The 19,983-nt window shown below is 70.1% G+C and carries 22 protein-coding genes and 2 pseudogenes; 16 read left to right on the forward strand and 8 right to left on the reverse strand.

Features of this window, described 5'->3' with window-relative positions:
* Positions 1-16: 16 nt before the first annotated feature.
* The gene (locus ABD811_RS12645) at positions 17-997 is read left to right on the forward strand and encodes a DJ-1/PfpI family protein (RefSeq protein ID WP_344945717.1); all 981 of its coding nucleotides are present in this window, start codon (positions 17-19) and stop codon (positions 995-997) included.
* A gap of 92 nt (positions 998-1,089) precedes the next feature.
* On the opposite strand, the gene ABD811_RS12650 is transcribed toward ABD811_RS12645, so the two are convergent.
* The gene (locus tag ABD811_RS12650) at positions 1,090-1,932 is read right to left on the reverse strand and encodes a helix-turn-helix transcriptional regulator (RefSeq protein WP_344945719.1); all 843 of its coding nucleotides are present in this window, start codon (positions 1,930-1,932) and stop codon (positions 1,090-1,092) included.
* 225 nt (positions 1,933-2,157) lie between these two features.
* On the opposite strand from ABD811_RS12650, the gene ABD811_RS12655 reads away from it, so the two are divergent.
* The 7 genes and pseudogenes from ABD811_RS12655 to ABD811_RS12685 all read left to right on the forward strand — a co-directional run.
* Positions 2,158-3,189: an aldo/keto reductase gene (locus ABD811_RS12655; protein WP_344945721.1), complete on the forward strand. Its 1,032-nt coding sequence runs from the start codon at positions 2,158-2,160 to the stop codon at positions 3,187-3,189.
* 104 nt (positions 3,190-3,293) lie between these two features.
* Positions 3,294-4,067 (forward strand): hypothetical protein, encoded by a 774-nt coding sequence (locus tag ABD811_RS12660; protein ID WP_344945723.1) that lies wholly within the window; start codon positions 3,294-3,296, stop codon positions 4,065-4,067.
* A 402-nt stretch (positions 4,068-4,469) separates the two neighbouring features.
* Complete coding sequence (rox, locus tag ABD811_RS12665; protein ID WP_344945726.1) at positions 4,470-5,897, forward strand: rifampin monooxygenase; 1,428 nt, start codon at positions 4,470-4,472, stop codon at positions 5,895-5,897.
* Positions 5,898-6,198: 301 nt separating this feature from the next.
* Positions 6,199-6,444 (forward strand): hypothetical protein, encoded by a 246-nt coding sequence (locus ABD811_RS12670; RefSeq protein ID WP_344945728.1) that lies wholly within the window; start codon positions 6,199-6,201, stop codon positions 6,442-6,444.
* Between the two features lie 79 nt (positions 6,445-6,523).
* Positions 6,524-7,705 (forward strand): HEAT repeat domain-containing protein, encoded by a 1,182-nt coding sequence (locus tag ABD811_RS12675; RefSeq protein ID WP_344945731.1) that lies wholly within the window; start codon positions 6,524-6,526, stop codon positions 7,703-7,705.
* A 73-nt stretch (positions 7,706-7,778) separates the two neighbouring features.
* A complete protein-coding gene (locus ABD811_RS12680; protein WP_344945734.1) occupies positions 7,779-8,438 on the forward strand; it encodes a class I SAM-dependent methyltransferase in 660 nt (219 codons plus the stop codon).
* Positions 8,439-8,539: 101 nt separating this feature from the next.
* A pseudogene (locus ABD811_RS12685) lies at positions 8,540-8,686 on the forward strand (IS701 family transposase); the annotation flags it as partial.
* 226 nt (positions 8,687-8,912) lie between these two features.
* Here ABD811_RS12685 and ABD811_RS12690 read toward each other — a convergent pair.
* The 3 genes from ABD811_RS12690 to ABD811_RS12700 form a co-directional block, all read right to left on the reverse strand.
* Positions 8,913-9,329 carry a nitroreductase family deazaflavin-dependent oxidoreductase gene (locus ABD811_RS12690; protein ID WP_344945736.1) on the reverse strand — a complete coding sequence of 139 codons (417 nt, stop codon included), beginning with the start codon at positions 9,327-9,329 and terminating at the stop codon, positions 8,913-8,915.
* Positions 9,330-9,542: 213 nt separating this feature from the next.
* Positions 9,543-9,716: a hypothetical protein gene (locus tag ABD811_RS12695; protein WP_344945738.1), complete on the reverse strand. Its 174-nt coding sequence runs from the start codon at positions 9,714-9,716 to the stop codon at positions 9,543-9,545.
* Positions 9,717-9,945: 229 nt separating this feature from the next.
* Positions 9,946-10,647, reverse strand: coding sequence for an NAD(P)-dependent oxidoreductase (locus ABD811_RS12700; RefSeq protein ID WP_344945741.1), 702 nt, complete (start codon positions 10,645-10,647; stop codon positions 9,946-9,948).
* A gap of 81 nt (positions 10,648-10,728) precedes the next feature.
* Here ABD811_RS12700 and ABD811_RS12705 point away from each other — a divergent pair, with 81 nt between their 5' ends.
* Positions 10,729-11,331 carry a TetR/AcrR family transcriptional regulator gene (locus ABD811_RS12705; RefSeq protein WP_344945744.1) on the forward strand — a complete coding sequence of 201 codons (603 nt, stop codon included), beginning with the start codon at positions 10,729-10,731 and terminating at the stop codon, positions 11,329-11,331.
* A 20-nt stretch (positions 11,332-11,351) separates the two neighbouring features.
* Positions 11,352-11,666: a hypothetical protein gene (locus ABD811_RS12710; protein WP_344945747.1), complete on the forward strand. Its 315-nt coding sequence runs from the start codon at positions 11,352-11,354 to the stop codon at positions 11,664-11,666.
* 3 nt (positions 11,667-11,669) lie between these two features.
* On the opposite strand, the gene ABD811_RS43955 is transcribed toward ABD811_RS12710, so the two are convergent.
* Together ABD811_RS43955 and ABD811_RS12715 are read right to left on the reverse strand one after the other, a co-directional pair.
* Entirely contained in the window at positions 11,670-12,077 is a 408-nt protein-coding gene (locus ABD811_RS43955; RefSeq protein WP_425549397.1) for a Tn3 family transposase, read from the reverse strand.
* Between the two features lie 117 nt (positions 12,078-12,194).
* Positions 12,195-12,665: a nuclear transport factor 2 family protein gene (locus ABD811_RS12715; protein ID WP_344945750.1), complete on the reverse strand. Its 471-nt coding sequence runs from the start codon at positions 12,663-12,665 to the stop codon at positions 12,195-12,197.
* A gap of 187 nt (positions 12,666-12,852) precedes the next feature.
* Between ABD811_RS12715 and ABD811_RS43960 the strand changes: the two are divergent.
* A pseudogene (locus ABD811_RS43960) lies at positions 12,853-13,002 on the forward strand (MMPL family transporter); the annotation flags it as partial.
* A 195-nt stretch (positions 13,003-13,197) separates the two neighbouring features.
* Here the strand turns inward: ABD811_RS43960 and ABD811_RS12725 are convergent.
* Positions 13,198-13,944: a helix-turn-helix domain-containing protein gene (locus tag ABD811_RS12725; protein WP_344945753.1), complete on the reverse strand. Its 747-nt coding sequence runs from the start codon at positions 13,942-13,944 to the stop codon at positions 13,198-13,200.
* Between the two features lie 66 nt (positions 13,945-14,010).
* Between ABD811_RS12725 and ABD811_RS12730 the strand changes: the two genes are divergently transcribed.
* From ABD811_RS12730 to ABD811_RS12740, 3 genes are all read left to right on the forward strand, one after another.
* Entirely contained in the window at positions 14,011-14,382 is a 372-nt protein-coding gene (locus ABD811_RS12730) for a DUF4345 family protein (protein ID WP_344945755.1), read from the forward strand.
* 702 nt (positions 14,383-15,084) lie between these two features.
* Positions 15,085-16,134: a ribosome small subunit-dependent GTPase A gene (rsgA, locus tag ABD811_RS12735; protein WP_344945758.1), complete on the forward strand. Its 1,050-nt coding sequence runs from the start codon at positions 15,085-15,087 to the stop codon at positions 16,132-16,134.
* Positions 16,131-16,637: a GNAT family N-acetyltransferase gene (locus ABD811_RS12740; protein ID WP_344945761.1), complete on the forward strand. Its 507-nt coding sequence runs from the start codon at positions 16,131-16,133 to the stop codon at positions 16,635-16,637. Before rsgA ends, ABD811_RS12740 begins: the two co-directional genes overlap by 4 nt.
* Before the next feature lie 37 nt (positions 16,638-16,674).
* Here the strand turns inward: ABD811_RS12740 and ABD811_RS12745 are convergent, their stop codons facing one another.
* Positions 16,675-17,697, reverse strand: coding sequence for a polyprenyl synthetase family protein (locus ABD811_RS12745; protein ID WP_344945764.1), 1,023 nt, complete (start codon positions 17,695-17,697; stop codon positions 16,675-16,677).
* A 163-nt stretch (positions 17,698-17,860) separates the two neighbouring features.
* On the opposite strand from ABD811_RS12745, the gene ABD811_RS12750 reads away from it, so the two are divergent.
* Together ABD811_RS12750 and ABD811_RS12755 are read left to right on the forward strand one after the other, a co-directional pair.
* Positions 17,861-19,018, forward strand: coding sequence for an undecaprenyl diphosphate synthase family protein (locus tag ABD811_RS12750; RefSeq protein ID WP_344945768.1), 1,158 nt, complete (start codon positions 17,861-17,863; stop codon positions 19,016-19,018).
* Positions 19,015-19,965, forward strand: coding sequence for a phytoene/squalene synthase family protein (locus tag ABD811_RS12755; protein WP_344945771.1), 951 nt, complete (start codon positions 19,015-19,017; stop codon positions 19,963-19,965). The genes ABD811_RS12750 and ABD811_RS12755 overlap by 4 nt, the downstream gene beginning before the upstream one ends.
* The last annotated feature ends 18 nt before the right edge of the window (positions 19,966-19,983 follow it).

Consider the following 19,983-nt stretch of genomic DNA (forward strand, 5'->3'; position numbering starts at 1 on the left):
CCATACAATTTCGGACGTGGACACTGTCGCACTGGCCGTCACCGACGGAATGCTGCACTTCGAGCTGTCGTTGGCGTACGAGGTCTTCGCCGCCGCCCCGGCCGACGTAACGGTCCCCTGGTACGACGTCACCGTCTGCGGGCCGGTCGCCGTACGGGTCGGCCGGTTCCGGCTGGAACCCGATCACGGCCTCGATGAACTCTCGCGCGCCGACACCGTGATCGTTCCGGGCTGGGCCGACGTCGATGTGGATCCACCCGCCGACCTGGTGGAGGCCGTGCGTGCGGCTCACGAGGCAGGTGCCCGCATAGCCTCCCTCTGCACGGGCGCGTTCGTGCTGGCCGCCGCCGGGCTGCTGGACGGGCGGCGCGCGACCACGCACTGGGCGCACACCCGGGACCTGGCCGCCCGCTACCCCCGGGTGGAAGTGGACCCGGACGTCCTGTACGTGGACAACGGCAGCGTGCTCACCTCCGCCGGCAAAGCCGCGGCCATGGACCTGTGCCTGCACCTCGTCCGTCTCGACCACGGCTCGTCGATCGCCAACACGGTCGCCCGCCGCCTGGTCGTGCCGCCGCACCGGGACGGCGGCCAGGCCCAGTTCGTCACCGCCCCGGTGCCCGCGCCGGACAACCACCCGCTCGCCGAACTGCTCCCCTGGGTGATCGAACGGCTGGACCAGCCGCTGACCGTGGAGGACCTGGCCCGCCAGGCGCGGATGAGCTCGCGCAACCTGGGCCGCCACTTCAGGTCGGTGACCGGTACCACCCCGCTGCAATGGCTGCTGACTCAGCGGATCCGCCACGCCCAGGAACTGCTGGAGACCACCGACGACAGCATCGACACCATCGCGGCGGCCACAGGCATGGGCACCGCCACGACCCTGCGCCGCCACTTCAACCGCACGGTCGGCGTGCCTCCGGACACCTACCGCCGCACCTTCCGCTCCCGGACCCGCCCCGGCCCGCACGACAGCAGGCAACGCCCCACAGTGTGATGGCCTTGACCCACTACGAACCGGCCGGGTGACCGCCCGTCAAGCCGGAGCCGTATCGCCGCTGCGGGCGCCGGCGGACCGGGCGTAGCGGCTCAGCCTCGGGTCAGGTCCTGGAGGCCGACCACGCGCAGCAACGACAGCCGCTCATAGGACGAGCTGCCCGGGCGGGCGGTGTAGACGATCAGCCGCTGGTCGTGCTCTGGGCTCAGCAGTACCTCGCAGTCCAACTCCAGCAGGCCGACGACCGGATGCAGGAAGCGCTTGACGTCGGCGCGGCGCACGGCGACGTCGTGGGTGTCCCACAGCGCCGAGAACTCCTGGCTGCGGGCGCGGAGCCGGCGTACGAGCCCCGCCAGCCGCGCGTCGTCCGGACGGCGGGCGAGTGTGGCGCGCAGATCCGCCACCGCCGCGCGGGCGGCGCGGTCACGCTCCTCGGCCGGGAAGAGCTCCCGCGCGGACGGGTCCGTGAAGTAGTGCCAGACGACGTTGCGTTCCGCCTCGGGGCGGGCGGACACGTCACCGTGAAGTGCCTTGGCCATCGCATTCTGCGCGAGGACGTCGCCGCCGTCGCTCACCACCTGGGCGGGGGTGTCGGTCAGCCGGTCCAGGACGAGCAGCAGGCCGGGGCGGACATGCTGCGTGGCCTGCCGGTCCCGCGGCGGCTCCTCACCGGCCAGATGGAAGAGGTGGTCCCGTTCGTCGCCGGTCAGCCGCAGCGCGCGGGCGACGGCGGCGAGCATCTGACGGGACGGGCGCGAGCCCCTGGCCTGCTCCAGCCGCGTGTAGTGGTCGGTGGACATGCCCGCCAACTGCGCCACCTCCTCCCGGCGCAGTCCCGGGGTGCGCCGCCGCGCGCCCTGCGACAGCCCCACGTCGGCAGGGGTGAGCCGGGCACGACAGTGGCGCAGGAAGTCGGCCAGTTCGGTTCTGTCCACACCACCACCATGGCCCGGGACGCCGGACGCAGCCAGGGACTGCCCGTCCCCGGATAAGGGCGTCTCTCCCGCCGGCGCCGGCACCGCAGCACGCTGGGAGCCGGATCGGCGGACCGACGGCGCCCTCGCAGGGGCAACGAGACGAGCCACTGCAGCACAGCTCGACGCGCGTCACCTGGGTCTGCCGACGCTACGGATTCCCCGGATCTCTTGACGAAGGAAGGCATGATTCGCATGCAGTACCGCACGCTCGGCCGGACCGGTATCAAGGTCAGCCCCTACGCACTCGGCGCACTGATGTTCGCCACGTCCATCGGCAACCCCGATCCCGACGACTCGGCCCGCATCATCCACAAAGCGCTGGACGCGGGAATCAACCTCATCGACACCGCCGATGCCTACGGCGACTCCGAAAAGGTCGTCGGCAGGGCGCTCAAGGGGCGACGGGACAATGTCGTCCTCGCGACCAAGGTGAGCCGCCCGATGGGTGACGATCCCAATCAGCAGGGCGCATCCCGGCGCTGGATCATGACCGCGGTCGAGAACTCGCTGCGCCGCCTGCAGACCGACCACATCGACCTCTACCAGATCCAGCGGCCGGACCCCACCACGGACATCGAGGAGACACTCTCCGCGCTGTCCGACCTGATTCACAGCGGGAAGGTCCGTGCCATCGGAACGTCCACGATGCCGGCGTCCGACATCGTCGAAGCCCAGTGGGCCGCCGAGCGGCGCGGCCTGGAACGGTTCCACACCGAGCAGCCGCCGTACTCGCTGCTCAACCGCGCCATCGAACGCGAGGTGCTGCCGGTCGCGCAGCGCTACGGGGTGGGCACCTTGGTGTGGGGACCGCTCGGGCAGGGACTGCTCACCGGGCGCGTCCGCAAGGGCCGGGAGAACGAACTGCGCCGCGCCGGCTTCTTCAAGCACCTCAACGACGAGCGCCGTCTCGACGCCGTCGAGCAGTTCGTCGCGCTCGCCGAGGAGGCGGGCCTGCCGCTGACCCACCTCGCCATGGCGTTCGCGATCACCCATCCCGGCGTGACCAGCGCGATCGTCGGGCCGCGCACGATGAGCCACCTCGACGACCTGCTCGCCGGCATGGACGTCGCGCTCACCGACGACATCCTCGACCGGATCGACGAGATCGTCCCGCCCGGCACCGACGTCGGCACGCTCGACCAGGCCTACGTGCCGCCGGCTCTCCAGCAGACCAGTCTGCGCCGCCGCCCCGCCGGCGAACGCACCGCCGCCTGACACCCCGCCCCCGCCGGCCGGGCCGCCGACGCCTTCTACGGCCGCTGCCTCGCCGTACCGAACAACGGCCGGACCAGCCGGCCGCTCCCGAGAAAGGCAGAATCATGCGCGAACTCGAACTCTCGTGCTCGATCGACGGTCGGCACTATTGGCCTGAGCACCTCGCACGGGTGCAGCACGACCGCCATCTGCACGTCCTTCACGAGATGAAGCGCCTCGGCGCGGCAATCGGATATGCGGGAAAGCTCCTCTCGCACGACGACATCAACCGCCTGAGCGCCGAAGACGCACGCGAGGCGTGCATTGCGGCGCGACAGTCGTACGACGTGGACGGCATCAAGACCCTCTACAAGGAGCAACTGCGGACCTCCGACCAGATGTGGAAGGACGCCAACGACGCACCTGACGGAGCTCCGATGCGGGCCGCCTTCGCCGATCTCACCGTGACTGGAATCACCATCGACGAATTCCGCGAAAACGCGACGGACGGCGACGCCTTCCACTCGAATTACGCACGGATCAACCCTGACCACTATTTCCTGTACGGGCACGAGGCAGGCATGCGCGCCATGGAGACCTTCGGCATGTACGGCGGCCCGTCGGAGGTGGACGTCATCACCGATCCGGATATCAAGGTGCCCGTCGAGCGGGAAACCGGCTATCGGCTGCTCACCGCCGGGTACACGACGCTGGCCGGCGACGGCACCGACATCAACGTCCTCGCGTACCACCAGTTCAAACCATTGACCAGCGGCCTGGCCGTCAAACTCGGCGCGTTCTTCCCGCCGAAGACGCCGAAGGATCTGGTCGACGGACACGCGGTGCACATGGCCATCGAGTTCTGGGAGACGTCGAAACTGCTCGCCGCGGCAGACTGATCTCGCCGCGGCCGGACGGAGAGCGCGTCGGGCGGCGACCGGCAAGCCGCACCCCGAGACGAGCCGACGTCGAGCTTCACTCTGAGCTGTCCGAGATAGCCGCGGAACGAAACGGTCGCGGACGTGGAGCTGGAAGCGCGCGGCACGGCGTCCCCAGCCCCGCGTCCGCACACGCCGACACGTCCACAGCGCACGAAAAAAGGCAAGGAACCTACTCCTTGCCACTCTCAATGTATAGCGCACTGGGGGGCTTGCGGCAAGACCCGGGTCATGCCGCAAAATCTCCGGCGAAGCCAGACCTGCGGAAATCGGGGATTCGCGAAGTACGTGTGCTCGCGGGTGTGCGCCGCCGAACCGTGCGGAGCAGCTGGCCGAAACGCACCCTCAGTGATTGGGCGATTCATGTTCGACGTGATCATTGCCGGCGGCGGACCGACCGGCTTGATGCTGGCCGGCGAGTTGCGGCTGCACGGTGTGCACGTGCTCGTGCTGGAGAAGGACGCGGAGCCGACCAGACATGTCCGCGCCCTCGGCCTGCACGTGCGCAGCATCGAGGTGATGGACCAGCGCGGTCTGCTGGAGCGGTTCCTCGCGCACGGCCGGCAGTACACGCTCGGCGGTTTCTTCGCCGGCATCGACAAGCCCTCGCCCGACCGGCTGGACACCGCGCATGCCTACGTCCTCGGTATCCCGCAGCCCATCACCGAACGCCTGCTGGCCGAGCGCGCCACCGAACTCGGCGCCGAGATCCGGCGCGGCTGCGAGCTGGTCGGGCTGGACCAGGACGACCACGGGGTGACCGCCGAGCTGGCCGACGGCACGCGGCTGCGCTCGCGCTACCTCGTCGGTTGCGACGGCGGCCGCAGCACGGTGCGCAAGCTGCTCGGCGTCGGTTTCCCTGGCGAGCCCACCAAGGTCGAGACGCTACTCGGCGAGATGGAGGTGACCGAGGATCCGGCGACGGTCGCCGCCGTCGTCGCGGAAGTCCGCAAGACCCAACTGCGGTTCGGTGCCATGCCTCTCGGGGACGGGGTGTACCGCGTGGGCGTGCCCGCCGAGGGAGTGGCCGAAGACCGCACGGTCCCGCCGACTCTCGAGGAGTTCAAGCAGCAGTTGCGGGTGTTCGCCGGCACGGACTTCGGCGTGCGCTCACCACGCTGGCTGTCCCGGTTCGGCGACGCCACCCGGCAGGCCGAGCGCTACCGGGTCGGCCGGGTGCTGCTGGCCGGCGACGCGGCGCACGTCCACCCGCCGACCGGCGGGCAGGGGCTCAACCTTGGCATCCAGGACGCGTTCAACCTCGGCTGGAAACTGGCCGCCGAGGTCAACGGCTGGGCACCGGACGGCCTGCTGGACAGCTACCACACCGAACGGCACCCGGTGGCCGCCGACGTGCTGAACAACACCCGCGCGCAGATGGAACTGATCTCCACCGAGCCGGGGCCCCGGTCGGTGCGCCGGTTGCTGTCGGAACTGATGGACTTCGAGGACGTGAACCGGTACCTGATCGAGAAGATCACGGCGATCGGGGTCCGCTACGACTTCGGCGGGGGCCACGAACTGCTCGGTCGGCGGATGCGGGACGTGGCGCTCAAGCGAGGGCGCCTCTACGCGCTGATGCACGGCGGCCGCGGGCTGCTCCTCGACCAGACCGGCCGGCTCTCGGTCGCGGGATGGGCAGACCGGGTCGACCACGTCGTCGACGTCAGCGAGGAACTGGACGTACCCGCGGCGCTGCTGCGACCGGACGGCCACGTGGCCTGGGTCGGCGAAGATCAGAACGACCTGCTCGGCTGGTTGCCCAAGTGGTTCGGCGCCGCCGTCGACTGAACGCGCAGTCGTGGTGCGAAAGGGGTCTGTCACCAGCCGAGTCCGACGCCGTCGCCGCGTGTCCGAGCCAACCGACCGTCGCAGACGTCGACGTCGTCATCGACTGGCCCGCCCAGCAGCCCATGCCCGTGCTGCTGACCACCCGCACCGACCAGGCCAAGCCCCTGACATGGATTCAGATCCGCTTCATCGCCGGCCCGGATCATCCCCCTGCCTCGTTCCTGCGGCGCGCGGCGAACCGCGACATCAGATCTGCGCCTCCACTGGCCCCGGTGCAGGGAATTTCCACAGCAAGGAGGAGTTGCTGCTGTTCGCGGCGCGGCACCTGCGCGTGATCCGATCAGGGCGCGTGCGGCCCCCGCGCTGCGCGCCGCCCCGAAGGCACGGTCTCGTCTCGGCCCTGGTGTCGACTGAATCGCCGAAGCCGCGGACAAGCCACGGCCACACTTACCTGGGCGGCCTCGGCTTCTACGTCCGCCTCGGCGAGGAGACCGACGCCCGCATCACGGCGGAACACGACCCGGCGCCACGCCACCGTCGCCGCTGACCGGGCCTGTGACTCGGGCTTGGCTTGGCCGCCCTCCCCATAGGCCACGACCTCGTAGATCGCTTCTATGATCACTGAGATGGATCTCGACCGACTGATCAGGGACTTGTCGGCGCCGGATGAGGAGACCTGGAGACCCGCCTGGAACGCCTTCAAGGAACTCGGTGGCGCCGGGGTGGACGCGTTGGTGGCGGAACTGGTCGATGAGAAGTCGCCTCTGGACTGGGCCCGAGCGGGCACGCTGCTGAGACAGCTGGGCGATCCGGCGTTCTGCGCGGTCCGTGACGCCGTCGCCGCCGACCTGCCGGAAGAGCCGGCCCGCCGGGCACGCTGGACGTTCGGTGGTTTCTTCGGCGAGCACTGGGACCGCCTCATGGAGTCGCTCGAGCATCCCTCGCCCGACGTCCGGGCGGGTGCGGCCCTCTGCCTGCAGAGGATGGGCGAGGAGGCACTGCCCGCCTCCGACGCCCTGATCCGGCTGCTCGGTGACCCCGACGCGAACGTGCGACAGCGCGCCGCGTGGGCGTTGCAGGAGATCGGGCCCGGAGTGCTGGACGCGCTGCGGAAGGTGCGCCGCTCAGGTCCGGCCGCGTATCGCCCCGCCGCCTTCCGCACGATGGTGAACATCGGCGGACCTGACGTCCTCTCCCCCGAGGACCAGGAACTGTGGCGGCGTTACCTCGGGGCCAAGGCCGCCGCCGACCGCCCGCAGTCGATCTGGGAGAACAGCTGCTTCGCCGTTCCCGGTGGTGAGCAGGAGGACATCCTGAAGACCCTGGAGTTCTCCGATCCCGGCCCGATGTACTTCGATCTGGGACTGGCCGTCGCCAGTGGATCGTGGTGGACGGCGCCACCGGTCGAGCATCCGGATCGGGCGGAGGCGTTCATCACTCCCGAACTCGACGGCTGGACGCTCATCGTCAGCGGCTGGTGCTATCCCGCATGGGACGAGAAGTGGTACGCCCGCACACGCGACGCACTGCGACGGCTGAGCACCCGGTTCGGCGTCGCCTGGGGATTCGCCGGCCGCGGCTATGGCGGAACGGCGGCGTGGGCCTGCGCCAAGAACGGTGACATCATCTGGGAACGCGAGGTCACCGATGACGACGAATGGGGCGAGGACGACCCCACCGAGGGCATCGACACGGACGAACCACTCGGCATCGATCCCACCGAACTGACCGAGGACACTCCCATGCACGGCACGGGCCTGCGCGCGCTGACCCCCTACGGGCGCGACGCTCCACGCAGTGATGAATAACCCAGAGTTCCCTGACCGTTCTCAGGCAGAAAACCACTCGGCTGACAGCCCGGACGGCGCCTAGCCTGCCGCCATGGACACCGGCAGTGGAAGTGACCTGGTCCGAGCTGGCTACAACGCCCTGTCCCACCACTACCGCGGCGACGACGACGATCCAACGGAGCAGTACGACGCCTGGCTGGCCGACCTGCGAACTCGTCTCCCCGGACACGCAGAAGTCCTCGACGTCGGATGCGGATGCGGCATCCCAGTCGCCCGATGCCTCAGCACAGCCGGGCACCGTGTGACCGGCGTGGACGTCAGCGATGTTCAAATTGAGCGCGCCCGTCGCCTCGTCCCGGACGCCACTTTCATCCGAGCGGACGCCACACAGATACGTTTCCCGAACGGCTCTTTCGACGCGGTGGTCTGTCTCTACGCCCTCATCCACATGCCGCTCGACCAACAACCCGGCCTTCTCCGGCGCATCGCCCAATGGCTACGCCCGGGCGGATGGCTTCTGACGACCGTCGGCCAAGACGCCTGGACCGGCGCCGAGGACAACTGGCTCGGCGGCCCCGCCACCATGTGGTGGAGCCAGGCCGACGCGGCCACCTACCGGTCATGGATCCAGCAGGCCGGCCTACAGGTCACCGTCCAGGACTTCATCGCCGAAGGTGACAGCGGCCACGCGCTCTTCTGGGCGCGCCGACCCTCCGATTCCACCGACCCCAAGGGCCAGAACCGCCCATAGAGCCTGAGAGTCCATGGGTTCATCGTGAGAACCCTTCAGTTCACTCGAACTCCGGGCCGAAGATCAACGAAACGACCCACGAAGGTTCCAGCGGGCCGACGAACGAAGCCGATCTGGACCACTACCAGGTCCGCAGCCGGCGGGCCTGGTACGCCCACATCACCTTGTCGATGCTCGCGCACGCCTGGCTCGCGGTCTCCCGTTCCCTGGTCATAAAGGGAGAACCGGCTCCGGCGAACCCAGCATGATCGCTTACAGCTACCGGAAATCCGCCGCTTGTTGATCGAGCTGGTCATCCACGGCGTTCACACCGCCGGACACGTCTGGTCGTGGCCGACCTGGCGTCGCAAACGCCAGCACCAAGCGCGCCTCAGCCACTACCGGTGACGCGGCTACCCACTCACATAAATGCCGTTGCAGTTGTAGCTGATGACCGCGTCACCTGTCTGACATCCACTGAGGAGCTGACCCGGCTCAGGCGCGGGTCAGTTCCACCACCGGGATGGTGCGAATGCCGGCGGTCTTCTTCTCGTAGTCGCGGAAGACGGGGTAGCGCTGCACCACGGTGGCCCAGACTCGGTCGCGTTCCTCGCCTTTCAGCTCGCGCACCGTCACCGGATAGGTTTCGGTGCCGCTTTCGATCTCGGCCTTACCAGCGGTGGTGATGTTGTAGTACCACCCGGCGTTCTCGGGTGCACCCCAATTCGAGGCCATCACGAATACGACGTTCTCGTCGTCCGATGGCAGGTACACCATCGGGGTGACCCGCTCGATGCCGCTCTTGCGTCCTCGGTGGTGTAGCAGTAGCACCGGCATACCGGCCAGTTGGCCGCCGACCCGCCCCGCGTTCGCCCGGAACTCCTCGACGATCTGGTCGTCTATGTCGCTCATCGCCCCGCCTCTGGCCGCACTCCGAGGTCAGCCTTTTACTATTCGTACGGTAGGGCCTCGGAGCAGCCTCCGAATGTAGCCTCGAATATCCACTTTGATCTTACATGATGGCCCCTTGCCAGGCGGCCGCGGCCAGTGCGCGCGGCAGCGTGCCGCGGGTGATCTCACGGTCCACGCCGGAGCCTTCGCCGTAGCCGCCCCCGGGCGTCAGGATCACGACCGCGGTGCCGGGCGACCAGGGCGCGGATGGTCGAGCGGAGCAGCGGGGTCGGCCAGCGCCGTGTCGATGGCCTCGATGACCTCATCGACGGCGGCGTGCTCGGCTTCCATCGCCTCCAGCAGCGCCGGATCGTCGGGCCGGCCAGCGTCTGGCGCAGTGCGGGCCACAGCGCGTCGTCCTCGGCGGTGTGGTGGACGTGCAGGAGCTTGGTGAACAGCTCCCAGCCCACGGCGGTGCACAGCACGGCTCGGGGGTCGTCGTCGAGGCGGGCGGCGCCCTTGGCCAAGGGCTCCAGTTCGCTGCTGGTGCCGACGGATTCCTGACGGCGTTGAGGCGAGTGAACTGGTTGACCACCGAGACCGGGCACCGGTCCTGACGTCATCGTGTCCGCGATGCTTACTTGCCGAGGCGCAGCGCCTCCTTGAGGAACACGCGGGCGTAGCTGGGGGTGCCCTGAGTGGTGATCACTTCAATGCAGGTGCGCACGTGCAGGTCGTCCACGGCCTCGCGGACCAGGACGTCGGCGAGGTCGGTGCGGGAGGTGAACATCCCGGGCAGCCGCTGCGGCTCGACGGCGATCCGGTAGTCGCTGACGGTGTCGGTGTCGAACAGCCCCGACGGGCGGACGATGGTCCAGTCGAGATCGGTGGCCCGCACGATGTCCTCCATGCGGCGTGCGTCCTCGTACAGCGGGCGGCCCATCGACAGCAGCAGCGGTCCGACCACCTTGCGGAAGATCAGCTTCTCCTCAGGCGCGAGTTCGGGATGGACGCCGATCGAGGTCACGCACACCAGCCGCCGCAGGCCATGGCGGTCCATCGCAGCGGCGATGTTGCGGGCGCCCTGGGAGAAGATGGTGACCGGTTCCCTGGTGTAGGGGACGCCGAGTGTGGAGATCACGCGGTCGTGCCCGGCCACGACCTCGTCGACCTGCGCCGCCTCCAGGGCGTCGGCGGCGGCCACGCGTAGCCGCGGGTCGCGGATCGGGAAGGCGTCGGGGTTGCGGGTCACGGCGGTGACGGCATGGCCTTCATCGAGCGCCTGCCGGGTGACCAGCCGTCCGGTGGGGCCGTTGGCTCCGAACACGACGAGCTTCATCCGTACTCCTCCAGTCGCCAAGTTAGACTTGGAACGTTGATTTGATACTTGGAACGTTGTTCCAATCAACCAGGAGGGTACATGACCGACCTGCCTGGGATCGTCCGGCTGCGGGACCGGCGCGAGGCGCTGACCCTGCACACGATCCTCAGCGCGGCCCGCCGGCTGTTCGCCGCCAACGGCTACGCCCGCACACCGATCAGGACGATCGCCAAGGAGGCCGGCGTCTCGCCGCAGACCATTTACGCCCACTTCGGCTCCAAGGCCGGCGTGCTGGCCGGGCTGGTCGATCTGATGGATGAGGAGGCCGGCTTCCCGGATCTGATGGCCGAGGCGGCCGAGCTGACCGATCCGGTCGAGCTGCTCGGACTGCTGGCCAGAGCGAGCCGCCAGGTGCGAGAACGCTGCGGCGACATCGTCGCGATGCTGGCCTCGGGCGCCGCGGTCGATCCTCAGATCGCCGCCACCCAAGCCGAAGGAGCCCGCCGGAACCGGCTCGGCGTCCAGATGGTCATCGACCGGGTCCACAGGGCGGGCCATCCCGTCGACCCGCGGGCCACCGACATCGCCGTCGCGCTGATGAGCGCCGGAGTCCACGACAGCCTCGTCACCGACTCCGGCTGGTCCTACGACGACTACCAGGCATGGCTCACCCGCACCCTGGTCGCCACGCTCCTGCGCTAGGCCCGTCGGCAGAGGAAGCCGTGGAAGCGGTCGCACAAGCCATCGAGATTGGGTTGACCAGCTGTGCGAACGGTGGGACACAGAATCTGCATTACCTGTCACGCTGGCCCGCGTTGGCTCGTATCCGCTCACACGGCGAGGGGTGGACACTGCACCAACTGCGCCACTCGACGCTGCAGCACCTGGCCGCCGCCGGCCGCACCGCCGCCGAACTCCAAGCCAAGAGCCGCCACGCCCACCTGGCCGGCCTGGGTGCCTACGTCCACCTCGGCGAACACACTTCTGCCCGCATCACCGCCGACGCCGACTCAGCCGCCCGCCGACGCACACGCTGACGGTTACGTTGGCTCTACTGCCAACGGTCCGATCCTCCTTGAAGGCCGACCTTCGCCAGCGGTGCCACCAGCCACCGCCGCGCCGCCGCGGACGTCACTCCGGAAAACTTCGACGCCGCTCCCCCGGGGCGGTGACCGACCTGCCGCGGGTAGGAAACCGCCACCCGCCCGGACGGCGGCCGAGCTGCCGCGGGTGAGGAAACCGCTGCCCGTCCGAGGAGACGGTGTCCGAGCGGAACACCGCCGCGCCACCGGCAGCTCGTGGTGGCGGCCGATCAGCGCCGGGTTCGCCGGCCGCAGCGTCTCCTTGCGCAAGTACACCTTGGCGGTCCAGGCCAGCACTTCATAGGAGACGCCGCGGGCATCGGCCATCCGGGTCAGCCCAAGGTTCGTGGAGTAGGCGATCAGCACCGGCGATCTGGTGCCGGTTCACCTTTGGGGCGCGGTGTGGTTGGCGCGCTTCACTTGCCAGGCCAGAGGGTCCCTCCGAGTTGCGGGAGCTCCGCTAACGACGGTCTCCGTTGCGGTTCACTCCGAGAGCCCCGGTGCGGTGGTGCCCGTGGCGGCTTGGGCGGCGTCCGGGTGGAAGGGGGTGATCTCGGGCAAGGGGGCCTCCCACAGGGGTACGCCTTCCACTCGGGAGATCCGCCATCCTCGCGGGGTGCGGGCGGCGGTCAGGTGGTAGCGCTCGCCGAAGAATCGCCCTCCTCCTTCTGGCTGGCCGACGAAGACGGCGAGCAGATTGGCGGTGATCGTGGCTGTGTCACCGTCCACGTCGATGAGGGGGTTGGTGATGAAGCTCTGGGTGAACACGCCGGCGGGGCGGACCCTGCGAGCCTTCTCCACGAGGGCATCGATTCCCTGTACTGCACCGCTCGCAGTGCTGACCGACGCGTCGTCGGTGAAGACGGTCCGCACTTCCCGGAAGCGCTTCTCGTCCAAGCAGCGCCCGAGGCGGGCCACGAGGTCGGTGAGCTCATGACGGTCGACGTGATCCATGACTCCCCCATATTGTTGGCAATTCCAACGTTGGCATCGCCAATCATAAGCATTTGTGGGTCACACCAACAACTTGGGGGCTGGCGTCCATGAGGATGGGCGCCCAGGCACTGCCCATGCGTCTCGTACGCACTGAGCCGGCTGGTCAACCGGGTCGGCGAGCTCCACCACCCCCACGCTCGCGCTGATGCTCGGCCTGGCCGTGGCTATCGACTACGCCCTGTTCATCGTGTCCCGCTCCCGGCACGAGCTGCGGGAGGGACGGGACGGCGAGGAGGCCGCGGGCCGCGCCGTGGGCACCGCGGGCTCGGCGGTGGTGTTCGCCGGGCTGACGGTCATCATCGCGCTCGTCGGGCCGGCCGTCGTGAACATCCCGATCCTCACTGAGAAGGGGGTCGGCGCGCACAGCCAACGAATGGCCGGTGACAGAACGGTTCGCCGCTGCCCACGCCTGCGGCGGACGTCGGCAGCGAGTGACGACGGGGGGCGCCTGAGAGCAACTGGAGTCTGGTGGGCTCGGGCGGGCTCGGTGTCAGATGGTCGTGCCGTCCACGATGGTGAGGCCGGTGGCCAGCAGTCGGCTGGGCTGGAGTCCGAACATGCGGTGGAAAGCGTCGCTGAAGTGCGCGGAACTCGCGAACCCCGCGTCGGTTGCGGCCCTGGTGAGGTCGCCGCCTGCGCCGATCGCCCGGCCGGCGGCCAGCATCCGCGCCCACAGCCGGTAACGCCGGAAACTCGTCCCAGTGTGCGCCTTGAACAGGTGCAGGAACCGTGACGCGGACAGCCCGCAGGCGGCGGCGCCCTCCTCGGCGGTGACGGTGCGGTGGGTCTGCGCGAGCAGCAGTGCGGTGACAGCGCGAATACGCGGATCCGGGTAGTGCGGCCCGGCCAGGTCGTCAGGAGCCGCCAGGTCCAGCCAGCCGCGCGCCGGGCCGCCCGGGCGCAGGTCCGCGGCCAGGGCCAGCAGGGCACTTTCGTCCCGGTGGCCGGTCCGGACGGGTGCGCCGCCGCCGGTCATGCGCCGCTCGCAGGCGACCGACCGGGGAGAGCCCGGGTCGAGATAGCAGAACAGCATCCGGTCGCCCTCCGCGGTCAGCCGGTGCCGCACGCGGGGCGCGATCAGCGCGCTGCGGGCCCGCACTGAGGCCGTCTCGTCCGCCGCCCGCACCTGAAACGGGGCGTCGAGCCCTACGGCCAGGCAGGCGACCGAGCCCGCATGCGTGCCGAGCCCGAGCGCCGGCCCGGCGTAGATCGCCTGACCGGGCCACAGCCACAGCACCGGGCCGTCATCGTCGCGGCACGTTCGTGAAAGCGGGGACGGGCGCACGGGCACCATCCTGACGGCATGACGACATCGATCGCGATCTGTGCGGCAGTGTTCTTCTTCGGGATGGGCCTGTATGGCCTGGTGGCGCCGGCCGCGTTGGCCAGACCGTTCGGCATCACGCTCGGCTCGGCCGATGCCCGGACCGAGGTCCGCGCTGTGTACGGCGGGTTCGGCGTCGCCGTCGGTGGCCTGCTGATCTGGGCGGCGACCGCGTCCGGCGCGGCCCGCCAAGGGGTTCTGGCGGCCGTCGGCGTCGCCCTGCTGGGCATGGCCGCAGGACGGCTGACCGCACGGGCCGTCGAACGGCCGGCGGCGTTCTACCCCTCGTGGCTGTACTTCTGGGTCGAGGCCGCCGGTGGCGGTCTCCTGCTGGCGGCGGCGGCCGGATGATCCCCCGCGCGGCACAGTCCCACCGTCCAGACGATCAATGGCGACAGGACTCGACGAACGCGTTCACCACGGTCGCGATCGCCGCGGCGAGCTTTCGACATGGCGGCGGTCAACGGGCCGGACGAGCGTCACCGCGCGAGTGGGGGCCGGTGAAGAACATGACAACGCGGCGATTGCTGGACGACGACTACACCGTGGTGAAGGGGACGGTGCGCAGGTAGTCGCGCCATTCCTTCACCACCGGCTCCCTGGCGCGCGCGTCGAGGTGCCGGTCGAAACGCACGCGCCGCCTTTCGGCTCCTGGCGGAAGCGGTGGGCGGCGCGGCGGCTGAACCGGCTCGTCCGGGTGATGCGCGCCCACGGCCGGAGGCGATACGTCACCACGGCGAGCGCGTCTGTCGTGGGGCGGTGAGACGGTGACGGTGGCCCGGGGCGGCCGGGATGGATGGTGGTAGGAGTCGTCCACCGGTTCGTGCCCTGGTGTCGGACGGGCCGCCGAAGAGGTCGCGGTGTTTGCCGAAATGGGAGGCGCGGTGCGGGCAAGAGGGCTACAGTAGGGCGTTGGAACCGAAGGGAGGTGTGGTTTATGGCCGTCGCTGTGGTTGTCGCTGCGCGCGACTTCGAGGCCGACCACATTTCCCGGGTCGCCGGCTGACGCTCTACCGCGCGCCGGGCGGCCCCTTCACACAAGGGTTCCATCCATTGTTCGACTCTTCTGACGTCCTTGCCGTCTACGGCTGGGACGAGTACTTCGATGACGCCTTCGCGGCGTACCGTGCCGAAGGGCTGGTACCCGCCCGTGTCGTCCGCGTCGATCGCGGGCGTTGTGACGTCGTCACCGAGCACGGGCCCGCGCGCGCCGACACCTTGCGGGTGGACGGGCCGTGCACGGGTGACTGGGCTGTGCTGCGGCCCGGTGACCAGCCGGTGGTCACGCACCTGCTGCCGCGTCGTACGGCGATCGTGCGGTCGTCGGCGTCCGGCCGCTCGCAGGGCCAGGTGCTGGCCGCCAACGTCGACACGGTCGCGGTGACCGTGTCGCTGGCCGTCCCGGTGGACCTGGGACGCATGGAGCGGATGCTCGCGCTGGCCTGGGAGAGCGGCGCCCGTCCCGTCGTCGTGCTCACCAAGGCCGACCAGGTCGACGACACGTCCGAGATCGAGGCGGAGGTCGCGGCGGCCGCGCCCGGCGTGGACGTGGTGGCCGTCAGCGCCGCCACCGGGTTCGGCGTGGAGGCGGCCGCCGCGCTGCTCACCGGCACGGTGGTGCTGATCGGGCCGTCCGGCGCGGGCAAGTCCACGCTCGGCAACGCCCTGCTCGGCGAGGAGCGGCTCGCCACCGGTGCCGTGCGCGCATCGGACGGCAAGGGACGGCACACCACCGTGCACCGCGAGCTGCTGCCGCTGCCCACAGGCGGCGTGCTCATCGACACGCCGGGGCTGCGCGGCGTCGGCCTGTGGGACGCGGCGGACGGGCTGGAGCAGACGTTCGCCGACATCGAGGAACTGGCCGCGGACTGCCGTTTCGCCGACTGCGAGCATCGCGCCGAGCCGGGATGCGCCGTGCTGGCGGCCATCGAGGACGGTGTGCTGACGCGTCGCCGTCTCGACAGCTACCACAAGCTGGTCCGCGAGAACGAGTGGATCGCCTCGCGCAGCGACGCGCGTCTGCGCGCCGAACGCGAGAACCGGTACAAGGCGATCAGCAAGTCGCTGCGGCAGAAGTACAAGCACGACGGGAGGAAGCGATGAACGGCTGGAAGACGCGGACCGAGACCTCCCAGGACGCCGCCGGGGTGCGGCGGGTGCTGCAGGCCGCCTTCCCCACCGCCGAGGAGGCCGATCTGGTCGAGGCGTTGCGGCGGGACGCGGCGTGGCTGCCCGGCCTGGCGTGGGTGGCCGAAGGCCCGGGCGGCGAGGTGGCCGGGTACGCGCTGCTGACGCGGTGCCACGTGGGTGACGTGCCCGCGCTGGCGTTGGGGCCGGTCGCCGTGCTGCCCGCGTTCCAGAGAAAGGGCGTGGGCGAGGCGGTCACGACCGCCGCGTTGCGCGCCGCCAAGCAGCAGGGCGAACGACTGGTGATCGTGCTTGGGCATCCGGAGTACTACCCGAGGTTCGGGTTCACGCGGGCGTCCGGGTTCGGCATCGGGGTGTCGTTCGAGGTGCCGGACGAGGCGCTGATGGCGCTCGTCCTCGATGAGGGAGCCGACGTGCCGCGAGGCGTCGTCCGGTATCCGGCGCCGTTCGGGGTGTGAGTGAGACGGCCCGGCCGGCACCGGCCGGGCCGTCGCCCTACGGGGCGGGCAGGGGCATGGCGGCCAGTTCGGTGCGCGCGCGGCTTTGCGGCAGGCGGTTCAGGGCCTGGCGGGCTCGGCCCCAGTACTGGTCGGCCATGTGGTGGGCGCGGGCCAGGGCGCCCGTCTCGTGCAGGATCTGATGCACCTGTTGCAGGGACGGGGCGCGGCGGGTGAGCGCGCGTCGTAGTGTGCGGCGCTGCTGGCCGGTGCCGCGCTGGTAGGCCAGCAGGAGCGGGAGGGTGGGGCGCCGGTTGCGCAGGTCGCTGTCGGCGGGCTTGCCGTTCTTGGAGGTGGCGTCGCCGGTGCGGTAGGCGAGCATGTCGTCGCGGATCTGGAAGGCCATGCCGTACTGCTCGCCGTAGGCGGCCAGGGCGTCGACCTGCTCGGGGCCGGCGCCGCCGAGCACGGCCCCGGACTGGCACGCCGCGCGGGTGAACACGGCGGTCTTGCCGTGCGCCATAGCCAGGTACGTGTCGACCGGGCAGTCGAGCCGGCCGGCCAGCGCGAGTTCGTCATAGGCGCCGCGGCAGGCGGCGGCGCCGGCGTCGGCGGCGATCCGCATCGCCTCCAGCACGGCCTGGAGCGGCACGCCTCGGTCGGCGACGCGGACGAGCGAGCCGAGTATCTCGATGAGCAGCGAGTTGCCCGCGATGATGGCCGGTTCGACGCCGAAGGCGATGTGGACCGCGGGACGGGAGCGGCGGATGTCGTCGCCGTCGATGATGTCGTCGTGCATCAGGCTGGCGGTGTGCGCGGCCTCGCTGCCCACCGCCACGGGCAGCACGTGGTCCAGGCGGCCGCCGACCGCCAGGGCCGACCAGACCGTCAGCAGCGGACGCACCAGCTTTCCGGGCGGGATCAGCGCATAGCGCTGGACGCGGCCGAGGCCGTGGAGCGTGGCGGGCCAGCGTTCGGCGAACTCGGCCCGCAGCGCCGCGTAGACCTCCTCTGGAGTCCACTCGTGAGGCTGCTCTTCGCGGCCCGCTGACCTGGCCGATCGCACGACATGGTTGATCACGATGGTCTCCAAGGAAGACGGGGGGTACAGCGGGCGGTGAGCTGTCGGGGGGGGGCATCGTGGCTGGCGATACCCGCCCGGTTCACTCGTCAGCCCTTCCGTTCGCTGAGTCGTGTCACTGTCGGCGCGTCGACGCCGATACCGCCGTGGGGATACATGGCGGGTGCCGCAGCGGCCCCTAAGCTGCGTTACGCAATCAGATCACTACGGTTCGCGGCACTCTGGAGAGCGCATGACGGAGCCGCCCGCGGGGCATGTCGCCTGCATCATGGACGGCGGTCCCCCTTGGCCCCGGGACCTTGAAATCGACCGCCTCCACGTCCAGCCCGCTGTGGAAACGGGATTCGCCGCGGCGGTGGACGCCGCGATCGAGGCGGGAGTGCGATGGCTGACGTTGCTTCCCGCCCCCGGTTCGGGTGGTACGGAGGAAACGGCGCAGAAGGTGCTGGAACCGGTACTGGACGCGAACGCCGAGCATTTGCACGGCCACGGTGTACGAGTCGGGTTGCTGGGTGGCGAGGAATCCTCGCTCCCGGACGATGTGGCGCATCGGCTCCGCCGCGTCCGGGAACTCACCGCCGGTAACACCGGCCTGCGTCTGACCTTGGCCCTGACCCACGACGGCGGCGAGGCGCTCCCGGCCGCCGTCCGTGCCCTGATCGCCGGTAACGGGTCAGGTTCCCAGAGGGCCGGCGATGCCGCGACCGGCGGGATCAGCGTCGGCGCCCTGGCCGAGCGGCTACGGCAGGACACCGGGCTGCCCCAGGTGGACATGCTGATTCGCACCGGTGGCCGCCATCGCCTGTCGGGCGCGCTGCCCTGGCACTGCGCCGACGCCGAGCTGGTCTTCCTGGACGTGCCGTGGGCCGATTTCACCGCCGAGCACTTCCGCCAGGCGCTGGAGCTCTACCGGCTGCGCCGCGCTCTGGACGAGCCACAGCCCTCGGACGAGGCGATCACCCCTACGGTCGACTCCGCTCCGGCCCGTTCGTCGGCGGCCTCTCTGCTGGGGGCGGCGGTCAAGGCCACCGGCCTGTTGAGGTCGGCCGTCGCGGTCCCGGCGCGCGTGCCCGGGCTGGGCAGGCTGCCCGCCGGTGCCGGGGACCTGGTGACACTGCCCGCTGAGGTCGCCGGGCGCCTGATGGGCGACCTGTGTGACACCGCCCGCTTCGCCACGTCCCGCCTCACCGGGATTCTTCTCGACCACGTGGCCGACACGGCCGCCGAGCGGGCCGCCGTCCTCGCCGACGCATCCGAATCCGAGAGGTGGAACGAAACGGCGAACGTGCCCGGGTCGGCCTTCGACCGAGGTGAATCGTGAGCCTCGCGCCTGGCTGGGAACACTCGCTGACCGCCGCGCGCATCGTCGGTGACCGGTTGCGCGCCGACTACACCAGCGCGGCCGACATGGTGCGGCGCAGGTATCCCGATATCTTCCTGCTGATGCGTCTGGGGGTTCCGGCGGAGATCCAGCCGCATCTGGTGGCGTTCGCTTCCTTCTGCGTCCAGGGTGACGCACTGGTGGACCTGCCCGTCGGCGAACGCGACCCCGCGCGTTTCCACGCCTGGGCCGACCAGGTCCGGTCGGCGCTGGCGACGGGAACGGCCGAGGAACCGTATCTGCGGGCGTTCCTGCACACGTTCGCCGTATGCCGTGTTTCCCACGGCGACGTGCTGGCTCACCTGAGGGGGCAGGCCGTCCACCTTTACGTCACTGGCTACGCCACCGAACAGGAGTACTACGACGATCTCGCGCGGGTGGTCATGACCACCGCCCGGTTCATCGCGGCCATCTGGGGCACGGAGGTCTCCGCCGCGGAGGAACGCCTGACGTGGCTGGTCATCGATGCCGCCCAACGCGTCGACGACCTGGTCGACCTCGCGGAGGATCTCCGCGACGGCCGTCTGACCATTCCCCAGACCGAGCTGCTGCGTTTCGGTGTCACCCGCGCCGACCTGGAGGCCGCCCGCGACACTCCTGCGGTCAGGGCCCTGATCGCCCACCGGGCCGCCAAGGCCCGCGTCCTGCTGCGGGAGATCAGGACCCGGCTCCACCACGCCCGTCAGCCGATGAAGCTGTGCTACCAGTGCATGGTCCTGTACTACGACCAGCATCTGGACGCCGCCGAACGTCGCGGAGCCGCGATCGACCGCGGTCTGCTGCGGTATCTGCGTCCCCGCCCTGCCGCCCTGGGCAAGGGCGTGACGGACATACTGCTCAGCCGCCTCATCGTCGGAGCGACGGCCGCCGCGAGAAACCGCGCATGAGCGTCCCCCGGCGGGAAC

This window comes from Actinomadura miaoliensis (genome assembly GCF_039536785.1).
Taxonomy (GTDB): Bacteria; Actinomycetota; Actinomycetes; order Streptosporangiales; family Streptosporangiaceae; genus Spirillospora; species Spirillospora miaoliensis.

Bases quoted from the DNA above. Each gene is read 5' to 3' on its own strand.
- ABD811_RS12655 (WP_344945721.1), top strand. From the start codon at position 2,158: ATGATTCGCATGCAGTACCGCACGCTCGGCCGGACCGGTATCAAGGTC.
- ABD811_RS12660 (WP_344945723.1), top strand. From the start codon at position 3,294: ATGCGCGAACTCGAACTCTCGTGCTCGATCGACGGTCGGCACTATTGG.
- rox (WP_344945726.1), top strand. From the start codon at position 4,470: ATGTTCGACGTGATCATTGCCGGCGGCGGACCGACCGGCTTGATGCTG.
- ABD811_RS12675 (WP_344945731.1), top strand. From the start codon at position 6,524: ATGGATCTCGACCGACTGATCAGGGACTTGTCGGCGCCGGATGAGGAG.
- ABD811_RS12680 (WP_344945734.1), top strand. From the start codon at position 7,779: ATGGACACCGGCAGTGGAAGTGACCTGGTCCGAGCTGGCTACAACGCC.
- ABD811_RS12690 (WP_344945736.1), bottom strand. From the start codon at position 9,329: ATGAGCGACATAGACGACCAGATCGTCGAGGAGTTCCGGGCGAACGCG.
- ABD811_RS12700 (WP_344945741.1), bottom strand. From the start codon at position 10,647: ATGAAGCTCGTCGTGTTCGGAGCCAACGGCCCCACCGGACGGCTGGTC.
- ABD811_RS12705 (WP_344945744.1), top strand. From the start codon at position 10,729: ATGACCGACCTGCCTGGGATCGTCCGGCTGCGGGACCGGCGCGAGGCG.
- ABD811_RS12715 (WP_344945750.1), bottom strand. From the start codon at position 12,665: ATGGATCACGTCGACCGTCATGAGCTCACCGACCTCGTGGCCCGCCTC.
- ABD811_RS12730 (WP_344945755.1), top strand. From the start codon at position 14,011: ATGACGACATCGATCGCGATCTGTGCGGCAGTGTTCTTCTTCGGGATG.
- ABD811_RS12740 (WP_344945761.1), top strand. From the start codon at position 16,131: ATGAACGGCTGGAAGACGCGGACCGAGACCTCCCAGGACGCCGCCGGG.